Source organism: Kriegella aquimaris (assembly GCF_900103215.1).
In the GTDB taxonomy this organism is placed as follows: Bacteria; Bacteroidota; Bacteroidia; order Flavobacteriales; family Flavobacteriaceae; genus Kriegella; species Kriegella aquimaris.
Window position 1 is genome coordinate 1,032,911 of record NZ_FNGV01000001.1, and the last position, 12,730, is coordinate 1,045,640.

Here is a 12,730-nt window from a genome sequence, read left to right on the forward strand (position 1 = left end):
ACCACTTAACCTTCGGCCCTAACCCAAGTCTGCGTTCTATAAATAAAGGCCAAATAACCTCTGACCTTAAGTTCATCAGGGTTATCAGGGTTGAGCCAAATTTTACATCTAAAGGTCATTGCCTGTTGGGGATCAAAAAGAGTATCGCCCTTGTACACCCCCTTGCCATGATGTTCTGCGGCATCAATTATTCTCATTCCCAAAACTGGCTGGTCTTTGCGCTCATCATCGCATTTTGTACAAATAAAATTTTCCTTTCCTTCTTCTAAAATCTCTACGACATGACCATACATCAATCCATCTTTTTCATAAATATCTATCACCGCTTTGGGTTTGCCGGTTCGGTCATCGATTGTTTTCCATTTTCCAAATATGGATTGTGATTGTAAAAACTGACCAAACAGCAAGAACATGGCACATATAATAAGGACTTTATTGTTTTTCTCCATTTTTATTATAATTCTTTCTTAGGGAGTTCAAAGATGCATTCAGTTCAAACCCCAGCAGTAATATATTGGAATTTAACCAAATAAACACCAATAAAATCAACAAACCTCCCAATGCGCCATACAATTCGTTATATCGGGCGAATTTTTCCACGTATATCCCGAAAAGATAAGAGGTCAACAAAAACAATAAGGTAGTCATAAGTGCCCCAAGGGAAAAAAATTTTGCGTGCCTACCTTCCCGTGTACCAAAATAGTAGAGTATGGCCGTTATCAAGTAAGAGAGCATTGTTAAAAAAAGCACCTTACCGATTTGAACCGCAAGTATATCACCTTCTTCAAGGTTAGATCCCTCGGAATATGCCGCAAACTCGCTAAGATATCCCAATACATAAAACTCAAAATACACGAAAACAATAGCCCCGACAATCAAAAGAATAGAGAGAATGAGCCCAACCATCAGTGCCACGGCATATTGCCTAAAAAAACTTCGATTGAGCTTAACATGATATGAAGTCTCAAAACCTGCAAAAATGGCATTCACCCCATTGGCCATTAAAAATATAGATACCACAAAGGCCGAAGATAATAGTCCGCTCTGTTTTTGGTCTTTTATCTGATGGTAGATGTCACCAAAATAATCTCCCGTAGCCGTTGGCAAAAATGTTTCCAAGAAAATCAAAAGTTGGGCATCAAAGGAGTCATCCCCAACGCTGACATACGGAATAATAAAGGGGACGAGATTAAACAAAAAAATCAATAACGGAAAAAGTGCCAGAAATAGGCTAAATGCAATAGAACTTGCCCTAGTAGATAGCGCCCCTTCGACTATGCCTACTATGTAAATTTCTAAAAGGCCATAGAGCGACAGCCCCTCAAAAGCTGGCAATTGTATTTTTTTCAAAAACCGGACTATCCAATTCAAAATGGGAATTTTATCCAGTTTTTCTTCAATTTCTTTGGACATCTATACCGCTTTGAGGCTTAGATCCATATTATACACCGAATGTGTTAATGCTCCAGAGGAGATATAATCAACTCCGCATTCTGCATATTTCCGAACCGTTTTTTCATTAATATTTCCTGAAGATTCCGTGAGACACGTATCTCCGATCAGCGCAACTGCCGACCTTGTGTCTGCATAGTCAAAGTTATCTAGTAAAATGCGGTAAACACCATCAGACTGAATAATCTCTTCTACTTCCTTTAAGTTTCGGGCCTCCACTATAATTTTTAAATCCCTTCCGGTCTCTTTTAAATAATTTTGTGTTTTTTGAATGGCTTTTGTTATGCCTCCCGCGAAGTCGATATGATTATCTTTCAGCATGATCATATCATATAGCGCAAAACGATGGTTTTCACCTCCTCCTATCTTCACCGCCCATTTTTCCAGAGCCCGTATACCGGGAGTAGTCTTGCGCGTATCCAAGATTTTGGTTTCCGTACCTTCCAACAATTCAACAAATGAATGAGTCTTTGTTGCTATGGCACTCATACGCTGCATAGCATTCAACACCAGCCGTTCTGCTTTTAAGATGCTCTGTGACCTTCCTGATACATAAAAAGCAATATCACCATAGTTGACCTTGGCACCATCTTGTAAATTGATTTCAATTTCCATAGCGTCATCAACATAGGCAAATACTTTTTTGGCAAAATCGACACCTGCCAAAATCCCTTCATCCTTAACCAATAATTTGGCCTTTCCCATTGCATCTTTAGGAATACAGGACAGTGAACTGTGGTCACCATCACCAACATCTTCACGAATGGCATTTTTAATGATAATATCGATTTCCTTATGAAATTGTTCTTGTGTAATCATCAACGGTGTTTTCTTCTCCTGCTAAATTAGCAAATAGTTTGGTTTTGGAGTTGTGGGTTTGCACTTGATTATTGAATACATAGCTATTCTTAACCTACAATTTTCCAATTTGGGAATTGCAAGTTACTTTTGCCTCATGACAATTAAACTTTTGGCCATAGGGAAAACCGATAGCAATCAACTACAACAGCTTATTTTAGAGTACCAAAACAGGTTGAAGCATTATATCAAATTTGAACTGGAAATCATTCCTGATATCAGAAACGTCAAAAACTTATCGGAGATACAACAAAAAACAAAGGAAGGAGAACTTATACTTAAAAAATTAAGCCCTACCGATGTTTTAATACTATTAGATGAGAATGGAAAACAACTCACTTCGGTCGATTTTTCAGAATACCTTCAAAAGAAAATGAATTCAGGAATGAAACAATTGGTGTTCGTTATCGGCGGTCCGTACGGATTCAGTGATGCTATCTACCAAAAAGCCCAAGGAAAAATCAGTTTGTCAAAAATGACTTTTTCGCACCAAATGGTTCGATTATTTGTTGTCGAACAACTATACAGGGCTTTTACGATTCTTAAAAATGAACCGTACCACCATAATTAAACCCAAACCCATTTAACTACTGACTAGTACAGCACCCTAAATTTGATGGTGTTCTCAACTTTCTTCAGAGCTTTTACAACTTCTTTGTTATACTCTTTGTCAAGGTCGGTAATTACATAACCTACCTCACTATCGGTAGAAAGATATTGCCCAGTAATATTCAGTCCGTATTTGGCACACACTTCATTGATTTTTGCCATAATACCCGGTACATTCTTATGAATATGCAAGAAACGGTGAGCATTTGTTTGTTTTGGTAGACGAATATTCGGGAAGTTAACGGCATCAACCGTGTTACCCGAGTTGATATAGTCCATTATTTTATTGGGCACAAAATCGGCAATATCACGCTGGGCCTCTTCAGTACTTCCACCTACATGCGGAGTCAATATCACATTTGTAAGGCCTTGAAGCTCAGTCTTGAAAGCTCCATTACTTCGGGGTTCTTCAGGATAAACATCAACTGCGGCACCGCCAAGCTTACCACTTTTAAGGGCATTGACCAAAGCAGGAATATCGACTACAAAACCTCGAGAAAGGTTTATCAACATCGCCCCGTCACGCATTTGATTGATTTCACGCTCCCCTATAAAATTCTTATTTACTTTATTATCATCAATATGGAGTGTCACCACATCGGAAACATTCAACAAGTTCTCCAATGTATTGCATCTTACGGCATTTCCTAAGGCCAATTGATCGTTAACGTCATAGTAATAAACACGCATACCCATAGCTTCTGCTAAAACGGATAGTTGCTTTCCTATATTCCCGTAACCAACAATACCCAGATTTTTACCGCGTATTTCTCTAGAATTAATGGCTGTCTTGTTCCATTGCCCACCATGAATTTCAGTACTTCTAGGAAACACGCTTCGCATCAACATTACAATCTCGGCAATCGCCAATTCAACAACAGAACGCGTGTTACTGTAGGGGGCATTAAAGACTACAATTCCTTTTCTCTTGCAATAATCAAGGTCAATTTGTGTGGTTCCAATACAAAAAGCTCCGACCACCAATAATTTGTTGGCGGCTTCGATAACTTTTTGGGTCACCTGCGTTTTTGAGCGTATGCCCAAAACATGAACCCCTTTTATTTTCTCTATCAATTCATCCTCTGACAAGCTATGCTTCACCAATTCGACCGAAAACCCATCTTGTGAAAGGTTGTCAAAAGCCGCGGGATGCACATTTTCAAGTAGCAGTATTTTTATTCTGTTTTTCGGATAGGAGATATTACGTGGTAAATCGTTCACGAATAAAAACTCATCTAAATTCGGAGTTACATAATCGGCGTTGCTGGCCGCTTTTTCTCTATGAACATTTTCAGTATAAGCAAAAAACTTATCGGCGATACCCGCTTCGCGCATTACATAATCACTGTAACCATCACCGATAACCTGTACCTCACCATCAAGATCCAAATTTCTTAGACATTCAATCTTCCCATTATGTGTGGCCAACACGTTATTTTCATCAAAACCAATAATATCTCCATTGGAATCAAACTCAAAAGTATTCGCATACACCCTTTCAGATGGAATATTGTATTCTTTGACAATAGGATCAATAAATTCTTTAAAACCACATGAAATCACATAGATATCATCAGCGAACTTCTCAAAAAACTCTTTATTCGATTCAATCGATTTTGATATTTTTTGTCGCAATTCAGCTACAAGTCCATCTAAATCGGATTTGTTGGCGTTCAGTAACTTTATTCTTCGTTCCAACGATTCCGTAAAGGAAATATCGCCATCGATTCCTAAATTGGTTATTTTTTGAATTTCACTAATCACCTCATCTTTATTCGACTTTCCCTGCAAGGTCATCTCTGCCAAGACATCCAAGGCCTCGACCCTTGTTAAAGTGCTATCAAAATCAAAAACGTACTTTCTGCCCACTGCTACCATGTTTTAAAAAAGATTAGATCGCAAAAGTAAAAATTAATTCAGTCTAAATTTTACAATCAATAAAATAAAACAAAATGGTGATGGTTTATTGAATTTGAATTTAAAAACGATAGTTGGTTTCCAACTCGTATCAGTTGGCAAATTCGGAATGTTTTTATTTGATTTGTGTGTAGATAATGCCCGTAACGATGGCCATTCCAAAACTCAGTAAAGTTCCGATCAAAATGTACTCGGTAAGTTTCCGGCTGTTCCTTTCTTTCAAATCGTTGAATCGAAAGACAGATTTTGCCGTGATAAGTAATCCAATAGCCTCCCACCTGCCCAAAACTATAAATGCAAGAACGAACAGTCGTTCTATCATACCAATATATTTACCAGCGTTGGGCAATGATTTATGATCTAGTTCTATTTGATCCGACATGCCCTCGAGCAATTTCCCCATAATAATGGCTGCAGGAAAAGTGACAAATACGATAGCGGTAACCAAGGCCCAATCCAATTGTGAAAATAAAGAAATCGTATGTGCTGTCAAGTTCTCGTTATAAGCACAAACGTAAAGTACCAAAACATGTAAAATCTGGTCGATAAAAAAAGGAATGCTCTTCAATCTGAACAGGTGATCGGCATAAAGTTTAGAAAGGTCAATTAGATAATGGGAAACAGCAATTAGCAGCGCCAACTTCCAGTAATCTAGATTCCAAAGCAGAATCATCGTAATTACAAAATGAAGCACCACATGAAAATACAGGAACTTTGAGGTTATTTTGTTCGCCTCTTTATGTACCACCCATTTTTTAGGTTGCAACAAAAAATCACCTATCAAATGTGCTAGAAAAAGTTTTATAAATAAAATCATGTCACCATATTTTTGATATTCTCGACGTAGTAGCTCAGTAAATCATATACCAGATCCAACCGTGCCCGCTTTTGACGTTGACTCACGGCTGATTGCTGTATCTTGAGCTTTTCGGCTATTTCTTGTTGTGACGCTTCAGGGTGTTCTAGTGCCAATACCACTATTTCAGCGGAAACGGTACTCCAATCATCCATGAAGTTCAAGGCCAATTTCAACATAAGATTGAGAGTTCTGTCGTGATGTGCACTACCCGTTGACACCGTTAGATTAAGCTTATCTTCCCTTAACGAATCAAAAGTTTTACCCGAACGTTGATAGGCTGGGCCATTCGATTCACTGACCCCTGTGCCAACAAAGGTTTCTTCCCCCAGGCCAATGCCCATTCTCACATCAAGATTTTTAACCGATTTGATTAATGCCTTTACATGTATTGCGACACGTAACGCGTTCTCATAGGGCACTTTTAGCTGAAATTCATCTCCCCGATATATCTCCCAATCCATTGGAGATTCTCCCAATTGAGAGAAGTAATCTTTCAAGACTCCAAGCCATTCCGAGCTTTTATGTTTTTGAGAATTTATAATATCACCAGTAATAATAGCTACCATCAATATATTAGTTAAAACGCTAATATATAAAAATATAAGCTGAAACGCTAATAATTTAACTTATAAGCATAAAAGCTAATAAAACAATATTATAAGCAAATTCGCTAATATTCTAAAACCAACGTCTTACATTCGTCAGGTACTTTTGGTATTGTTTCCCAAAAGCCTTAAGCAAAGCTTCTTCCTCAGGCAACACTTGAAATCGATTCATATACCCCACAAACGAAGCCGCTAAAAGCGTATTAAACGCATTTCCCAACCAAAGCCCCCAAGCCAATAACACAAGAAGGATGGCCAAGTACATCGGATTTCTAGAGTATTTATAAACTCCGTCGGTCACCAAGCTTACAACCTTTGACGGTCTAGTAGGATCTACCGAAGTTTTGGCCCTAAAGAATTGAATCAAAGAAATCACACCGATAATCGCAGCAACAACCAACAAAACTCCTATTATATACACCCTGCCAAAAAAGTCAAAATAACCAACAGGCAGCCATTTAGCAAGTAGATACATCAACAATGCAAAAATCAAAAAGACAAAAACAGGTGGCACTTTTAACTTCATGGGAACAAAACGATAAGTGCATAAAATTACTACTTTTGAAGCAGTTAATAAATGTTCTGCACTTTGCTATGAAAATTGTTTTTGCCACCAATAACCAAAATAAGCTCAACGAGGTCAAATTGTTGATTCCGGAACATATTGATCTATTATCGCTACAAGATATTGGGTGCACTGAAGATATCGTAGAATCGGCAACAACGCTCGAAGGAAACGCTCAAATAAAAGCCGACTATGTAACGACTAATTATGGTTATCCCTGTTTTGCCGATGACACCGGTTTGCTAGTGGCTAGTTTGAATGGGGAACCAGGAGTGCTTTCGGCCCGATATGCCGGGGAGCAAAAAAGCTCGAACGACAATATGGATAAACTGCTGAACGCCCTCAAAAACAAAAAAAATAGAGCTGCCCGGTTCAAAACTGTAATCGCATTAAATCTTGAAGACGACCGCCAATTCTTTACTGGCGTTGTAGAGGGGGAAATAATCCATTCTAAAAAAGGAACAAAAGGTTTTGGGTACGATCCCATTTTCAAGCCCAATGGCTACGACGAAACATTTGCCGAACTACCACTTAAAATAAAAAATAAAATAAGCCATCGCGGCCTGGCCATAAAACAACTGGTGCATTATCTTGAAAGCATCTCATAAAGCCAGCAAAGCACTTTCCAAAAAATCGAACTATAAACTAATCACAGATACTTAGGGCCATGGACAAAATTATTTCTTCCCATTCCTTAAAGGTATCAAAGTCGCCACCCGATTTAATCCCTATGTTTAGTACTCTCCTCCCCCTATTAAAGACTCAAATTCAACACAATGTCACCAATTCAATAATAAAGAGTACCTTTGCCGCTTAATTAACGCCGCCAGTATGGCAGGTGTTGCGCTGAGTCCAATGGGTTATATACGATAATCGCTCTATGCAACACACATATTTGCGATTAAGTAATAACTTATTATGACAAAATTTGAAGCACTAGGGCTAGATAAGTCCCTATTGAACGCAGTTGCCGATTTAGGATTTGAAAATCCTTCGGAAGTACAAGAAAAAGCAATCCCAATTTTATTGGAAGGCGAAACGGATCTCGTCGCACTTGCCCAAACAGGAACCGGTAAAACAGCCGCTTTCGGTTTTCCATTAATCCAAAAAATAAATAGCGAAAGCAGAACTACACAAGGTCTGATTCTTTCACCTACCCGCGAACTCTGTTTGCAGATCACCAATGAAATACAGTTGTATTCGAAGTATGTAAAAGGCTTGAATACCGTAGCGATTTATGGCGGTGCTAGCATTACGGATCAAGCGAGACAGATAAAAAGGGGAGCGCAAATCGTTGTTGCCACTCCTGGCCGAATGAAAGATATGATAGGCCGAGGCTTGGTCGACATCTCAAAAATAGACTATTGTATTCTTGATGAGGCCGACGAAATGTTGAACATGGGGTTTTATGAGGATATTAAAGAAATTCTATCCAATACTCCCAAAGAAAAGTCAACATGGCTCTTCTCGGCTACCATGCCTAAAGAAGTTTCGGTAATTGCCAAAAAATTTATGCATAACCCGCAAGAAATTACTGTGGGAACCAAGAATGCAGGTACTTCAACCGTTCAACATGAGTACTATGTTGTAGGGGGGCGAGATAGATATCCTGCCTTAAAAAGATTGGCCGATGCCAACCCCGATATTTTCTCTGTTGTATTTTGTAGAACCAAAAGAGATACACAAAGGGTTGCGGAAAAATTAATTGAAGATGGTTACAACGCAGGTGCACTTCACGGTGACCTTAGCCAGAATCAACGCGATTTGGTCATGGGAGCCTTTCGAAAGAAACAGATCCAAATGTTGGTAGCGACCGATGTTGCCGCACGTGGAATCGATGTTGATGACATTACACACGTAATCAACTACCAATTGCCGGATGAAATCGAGACCTACACTCACCGTAGCGGTCGTACTGGTAGAGCAGGTAAATCAGGTATATCGATGGTCATTGTCACGCGCAGTGAAATGCGAAAAATAAAGGGGATAGAACAAAAAATAAAGCAGGACTTTATTTCTAAAAAAATTCCGACAGGCATCGAGATATGCGAAATTCAGCTATATCATTTAGCTAATAAAATTAAGGATACCAAAGTCAACGAAGAAGTTGATAACTATCTTCCCGCAATCAATGACGTACTCGAAGGTATCGATCGCGAAGAGCTGATTAAAAAAATAATATCGGTCGAGTTCACTCGTTTCTACAATTATTACAGCAAATCTAAAGACTTGAATACTTCGGGTCCTGATTCACGTAATGAACGAAGCAGAGATGACGAAAGCCGTTCTAATTTCTCAGATAACGGATCCGTACGTTATTTCATAAATGTCGGTGAAAAAGACGGCTATGATTGGATGACTTTAAAAGATTTTCTAAAAGATACGCTTAGTTTAGGAAGAGACGACATTTACAAAGTCGATGTAAAAGACAGTTTTTCATTCTTCAACACGGAAGCTTCGGTGACCGATTTGATTCTATCCACCTTTACCGAGTTTAAACTTAATGGAAGGTTCATCAACGTTGAAGTTTCCAAAAACCCCGGCGGTGGCGGTGGTGGTCAAGGTAGACGCGGCGGAAAAGACAGTAGCCGAGGAAGAAGCAAAGATAGAAACTCAGGCCGACGAAGAGATCGAAGCTCTGATAATAAGGCTGCAAATTCTGGCAAGAGACGTAGCAAAAAAAGAAAAAGTGATTTCTTTTAGTTAATTGTATATTAAAAAATACGCTTCGGCGTATTTTTTTGTTTTGTTTAGTACTTTTAAAACCAGGAAATTGAATTAATGGGAAAACGCTTATTTTTATTTTTTGTACTTATCAATACCATTGGGTTTTCTCAAGATACAGAGGAAAGCGAGAGATTAGAGGCTATTGTTGTCAACGCACAGACCGGGGCCACCATGGAAAGTGTGCATGTCGTAAACCTGAATCAAGTTAAAGGTACCATTACCAATAAAGACGGTGCATTCTCTATTCCCGCAGTCGTAAATGACACGCTCTATTTTTCTTTTCTGGGCTTCAAATCGCAAAAGATAAGGGTCACCAACGATATGTTCAAGTTTGGACAGACAAAAATATCGTTGACAGAATTGGCATATGCGCTTGAAGAGGTTATCGTTAGACCCTATCAACTTACGGGCTATTTAGAAATTGATGTTAAAAACCTACCTATCAATAATGCTTATCAATACAGTATTTCCGGGCTATCGGTAGGCTATGAAGCCGGTAAAAAAAATCCGAGTGCCGTAACCAAAGTATTGGGGGCCATACTCAATCCGGCAGATTTGCTGCGTAACCTGTTTGGAAAAAAACCCAATCAGATGCGTAAACTCCGTCAAGTAAAGGAAGATGATCAGATACGCGATCTATTGGCTTCAAAATTCGATAGGGAAACACTTATAGAGCTCCTTCAAATCGAAAAAGTAGACATTGAAGACATACTTAATAATTGCAGTTATTCAAAATCTTTCATAACCACGGCAAATGACCTGCAAATTCTAGATGCCATTAGTAGCTGCTACGAAGAATTCAAAGTTCTGAACAGGGAAAAATAAATTTTATATTTCCCCTAGCATTTTATAGCTTTAGATAAAAATAGATGTCTATGAAAAAACTGCTGGTTGCTGTTTCTATTTTTATCACTCTCTTTTCCTGCAAAGAAAAAAAAGAACCAACCAAAGAAACGGCCGTAGTGATTAATACCATTCCCGAATCAACCAAAAGCATTCCATTCTACTGGGAAGGAGCTAACATCTATTTTTTATTGACGGATCGTTTCTATAATGGCAACGGACAAAACGATACCAATTTCGATAGAACCGGCCCGACGGGACCTTTACGAGGTTTTATGGGTGGAGACTTACAAGGTATTACCAAAAAAATAACCGAAGGCTATTTTACAGAACTTGGCATTAATGCGATTTGGTTTACGCCTATCGTGGAGCAAATTCATGGAGATACCGATGAAACTACCGGAAATACCTATGGCTATCACGGCTATTGGGCCAAAGATTGGACAGCCATAGACCCCAATTTCGGCACCAGAAAAGACTTGGAAAATCTTGTAAAAACAGCTCATACCAAAGGAATTCGTATTTTAATGGACGTTGTCTTGAACCATACAGGTCCTGTGACAAACTCAGATCCTGTATGGCCTTCTGATTGGGTTCGAACGGGACCACCCTGTGATTTTAAAAGTTATAAGACTACTACCAGTTGCACATTGGTAGAGAATTTACCCGATATCTTGACCGAATCTGATGAACCGGTCAAATTACCTGACCCACTTTTGGCCAAATGGAAAGAAGAAGGCAGACTCAGCACCGAACTTGATGAATTGCAATTATTTTTTGAACGAACGGGATACCCTAGGGCCCCAAGGTTTTATATCATAAAATGGCTGACTGATTATATCAATGACTTCGGAATTGATGGTTTTAGGGTTGATACGGTAAAGCACGTTAATGAAAATGCTTGGACGGAATTGTACAAGGAAGCGTCATATGCTTTTGAGACATGGAAGAAAAAAAATCCTAATGAGATATTGGATGACAAACCATTTTTTATGGTCGGGGAAGTCTACAACTATAGTATATCAAGTGGGAGGATATTTGATTTTGGTGACAAGAAAGTCGATTATTTTGACCACGGCTTTAAAAGCCTGATCAATTTTGAGTTGAAAAAAGACGCTACAAAAAGCTATGAAGCCATATTTACAAAATACAGCAAGCTGCTTCATACGGAATTGAAAGATAAGAGTGTACTAAACTATTTGACCTCTCACGACGACCAAAAGCCCTATGACAAACAGCGTAAAAAACCCTATGAAACAGCCAACATATTATTACTAACTCCTGGTTCCTCCCAGATTTATTACGGAGACGAAACAGCTCGAAGTCTCACTATTGACGGTGCCGAAGGAGATGCCACGCTGCGTTCTTTTATGAATTGGGAAGAACTTGACAGCCTGCAGTATACGAAGGAAATTCATGCCCATTGGCAGAAATTGGGAAAATTTCGACATGATCACCCGGCTATTGGTGCAGGAAAACATAAAAGATTGGGCAAAAAACCTTATGTTTTCAGTAGAACTTATATTGACGGGGATTTTAAAGACAAGGTAGTGGTCGGCTTAGATTTACCGAAGGGCAAAAAATCACTATGGGTCAAAGGTTTTTTCGGTGATGGAACCAAATTGTACGATACTTATTCACAAACAGAAGTAGTCGTCAAAAACGGAAAAGCTATTTTAGAGAACAATAATGATATTGCACTTTTAGAGTTAGCCAAATAAGATAACCGTGAAGCCGAAATACCTATTTTTCGAGAACCTCCTTCAAGTTCTTTAAGCCTTCCTCAAAATCTTTTCCTACCATTTTATCCATACTCATGAACAACATCATAATACTCATTGGAAACTTATTTTTTCCCGTAAACCCCCAAATAACATTGGTCTGTTCGCTCTGCTGATCTTCGATTTGAAGATAACAGTCAGACGTCGATTTCCAGGGTTTCAAAAACCTAAGCTCTGACTCTATGCGCTCTCCGTCAACAATCTTGGTGATTTCTTGCTCGCCTTCACCGACATCCTTATTACCTTTCCAATAGCTGACCGCCCCAACTTTCCCATCAATTCCCGTAAACTTTTTTTCCATATTAGGGTCCCTTGTCGCCCAAGGAGACCAATCATCCATTTTCTTAAGAGATTTTAGATACTCAAAGACATCTGACTTTTGTTTGGAAATAAGAATGGATCTAGACACGTGGTACGTCTTAGGCGCAATCAACACCAATATAATAATGAGTATAGCAATGCCCGCTATAATATATATTAGAATAGTCATTGTACTGAATATTAGTTGGTTACC

General features: G+C 38.8%; 13 protein-coding genes. 5 read left to right on the forward strand and 8 right to left on the reverse strand.

Features of this window, described 5'->3' with window-relative positions:
• Positions 1-5: 5 nt before the first annotated feature.
• From BLS33_RS04405 to nadC, 3 genes are read right to left on the reverse strand one after another with little or no spacing between them, the layout of a single operon-like run.
• Positions 6-449, reverse strand: coding sequence for a DUF2147 domain-containing protein (locus tag BLS33_RS04405; protein WP_245731277.1), 444 nt, complete (start codon positions 447-449; stop codon positions 6-8).
• On the reverse strand, positions 433-1,413 hold the full coding sequence (locus tag BLS33_RS04410) for a YihY/virulence factor BrkB family protein (RefSeq protein WP_089885671.1): 981 nt from the start codon (positions 1,411-1,413) through the stop codon (positions 433-435). Before BLS33_RS04410 ends, BLS33_RS04405 begins: the two co-directional genes overlap by 17 nt.
• The gene (gene nadC, locus BLS33_RS04415; RefSeq protein ID WP_089885674.1) at positions 1,414-2,271 is read right to left on the reverse strand and encodes a carboxylating nicotinate-nucleotide diphosphorylase; all 858 of its coding nucleotides are present in this window, start codon (positions 2,269-2,271) and stop codon (positions 1,414-1,416) included. It lies immediately after the preceding gene.
• A 136-nt stretch (positions 2,272-2,407) separates the two neighbouring features.
• On the opposite strand from nadC, the gene rlmH reads away from it, so the two are divergent.
• A complete protein-coding gene (rlmH, locus tag BLS33_RS04420; RefSeq protein ID WP_089885677.1) occupies positions 2,408-2,881 on the forward strand; it encodes a 23S rRNA (pseudouridine(1915)-N(3))-methyltransferase RlmH in 474 nt (157 codons plus the stop codon).
• Positions 2,882-2,904: 23 nt separating this feature from the next.
• Here rlmH and serA read toward each other — a convergent pair whose 3' ends face one another.
• From serA to BLS33_RS04440, 4 genes are all read right to left on the reverse strand, one after another.
• Complete coding sequence (gene serA, locus BLS33_RS04425) at positions 2,905-4,797, reverse strand: phosphoglycerate dehydrogenase (protein ID WP_089885680.1); 1,893 nt, start codon at positions 4,795-4,797, stop codon at positions 2,905-2,907.
• A gap of 154 nt (positions 4,798-4,951) precedes the next feature.
• Entirely contained in the window at positions 4,952-5,653 is a 702-nt protein-coding gene (locus BLS33_RS04430; RefSeq protein ID WP_089885683.1) for a DUF3307 domain-containing protein, read from the reverse strand.
• Positions 5,650-6,261, reverse strand: a complete 612-nt coding sequence (locus BLS33_RS04435) for a SatD family protein (protein ID WP_089885687.1) — start codon at positions 6,259-6,261, stop codon at positions 5,650-5,652. The genes BLS33_RS04430 and BLS33_RS04435 overlap by 4 nt, the downstream gene beginning before the upstream one ends.
• A gap of 112 nt (positions 6,262-6,373) precedes the next feature.
• Positions 6,374-6,826, reverse strand: a complete 453-nt coding sequence (locus tag BLS33_RS04440) for a methyltransferase family protein (RefSeq protein ID WP_089885690.1) — start codon at positions 6,824-6,826, stop codon at positions 6,374-6,376.
• A 68-nt stretch (positions 6,827-6,894) separates the two neighbouring features.
• On the opposite strand from BLS33_RS04440, the gene BLS33_RS04445 reads away from it, so the two are divergent.
• The 4 genes from BLS33_RS04445 (at position 6,895) to BLS33_RS04460 (ending at position 12,156) form a co-directional block, all read left to right on the forward strand.
• Positions 6,895-7,473, forward strand: coding sequence for a non-canonical purine NTP diphosphatase (locus tag BLS33_RS04445; RefSeq protein WP_089886237.1), 579 nt, complete (start codon positions 6,895-6,897; stop codon positions 7,471-7,473).
• Positions 7,474-7,783: 310 nt separating this feature from the next.
• Positions 7,784-9,568, forward strand: coding sequence for a DEAD/DEAH box helicase (locus tag BLS33_RS04450; protein WP_089885693.1), 1,785 nt, complete (start codon positions 7,784-7,786; stop codon positions 9,566-9,568).
• Positions 9,569-9,646: 78 nt separating this feature from the next.
• Positions 9,647-10,417 (forward strand): carboxypeptidase-like regulatory domain-containing protein, encoded by a 771-nt coding sequence (locus BLS33_RS04455; RefSeq protein ID WP_089885695.1) that lies wholly within the window; start codon positions 9,647-9,649, stop codon positions 10,415-10,417.
• 50 nt (positions 10,418-10,467) lie between these two features.
• Complete coding sequence (locus tag BLS33_RS04460; protein ID WP_089885698.1) at positions 10,468-12,156, forward strand: alpha-amylase family glycosyl hydrolase; 1,689 nt, start codon at positions 10,468-10,470, stop codon at positions 12,154-12,156.
• Between the two features lie 22 nt (positions 12,157-12,178).
• On the opposite strand, the gene BLS33_RS04465 is transcribed toward BLS33_RS04460, so the two are convergent.
• Positions 12,179-12,706, reverse strand: a complete 528-nt coding sequence (locus BLS33_RS04465; protein WP_089886240.1) for an SRPBCC family protein — start codon at positions 12,704-12,706, stop codon at positions 12,179-12,181.
• Positions 12,707-12,730 lie beyond the last annotated feature (24 nt).

What these genes read in the sequence shown, in the direction of transcription:
- BLS33_RS04405 (WP_245731277.1), bottom strand. Translation starts at nt 449, where the DNA reads ATGGAGAAAAACAATAAAGTCCTTATTATATGTGCCATGTTCTTGCTG.
- BLS33_RS04410 (WP_089885671.1), bottom strand. Translation starts at nt 1,413, where the DNA reads ATGTCCAAAGAAATTGAAGAAAAACTGGATAAAATTCCCATTTTGAAT.
- nadC (WP_089885674.1), bottom strand. Translation starts at nt 2,271, where the DNA reads ATGATTACACAAGAACAATTTCATAAGGAAATCGATATTATCATTAAA.
- rlmH (WP_089885677.1), top strand. Translation starts at nt 2,408, where the DNA reads ATGACAATTAAACTTTTGGCCATAGGGAAAACCGATAGCAATCAACTA.
- serA (WP_089885680.1), bottom strand. Translation starts at nt 4,797, where the DNA reads ATGGTAGCAGTGGGCAGAAAGTACGTTTTTGATTTTGATAGCACTTTA.
- BLS33_RS04430 (WP_089885683.1), bottom strand. Translation starts at nt 5,653, where the DNA reads ATGATTTTATTTATAAAACTTTTTCTAGCACATTTGATAGGTGATTTT.
- BLS33_RS04435 (WP_089885687.1), bottom strand. Translation starts at nt 6,261, where the DNA reads ATGGTAGCTATTATTACTGGTGATATTATAAATTCTCAAAAACATAAA.
- BLS33_RS04440 (WP_089885690.1), bottom strand. Translation starts at nt 6,826, where the DNA reads ATGAAGTTAAAAGTGCCACCTGTTTTTGTCTTTTTGATTTTTGCATTG.
- BLS33_RS04445 (WP_089886237.1), top strand. Translation starts at nt 6,895, where the DNA reads ATGAAAATTGTTTTTGCCACCAATAACCAAAATAAGCTCAACGAGGTC.
- BLS33_RS04450 (WP_089885693.1), top strand. Translation starts at nt 7,784, where the DNA reads ATGACAAAATTTGAAGCACTAGGGCTAGATAAGTCCCTATTGAACGCA.
- BLS33_RS04455 (WP_089885695.1), top strand. Translation starts at nt 9,647, where the DNA reads ATGGGAAAACGCTTATTTTTATTTTTTGTACTTATCAATACCATTGGG.
- BLS33_RS04460 (WP_089885698.1), top strand. Translation starts at nt 10,468, where the DNA reads ATGAAAAAACTGCTGGTTGCTGTTTCTATTTTTATCACTCTCTTTTCC.
- BLS33_RS04465 (WP_089886240.1), bottom strand. Translation starts at nt 12,706, where the DNA reads ATGACTATTCTAATATATATTATAGCGGGCATTGCTATACTCATTATT.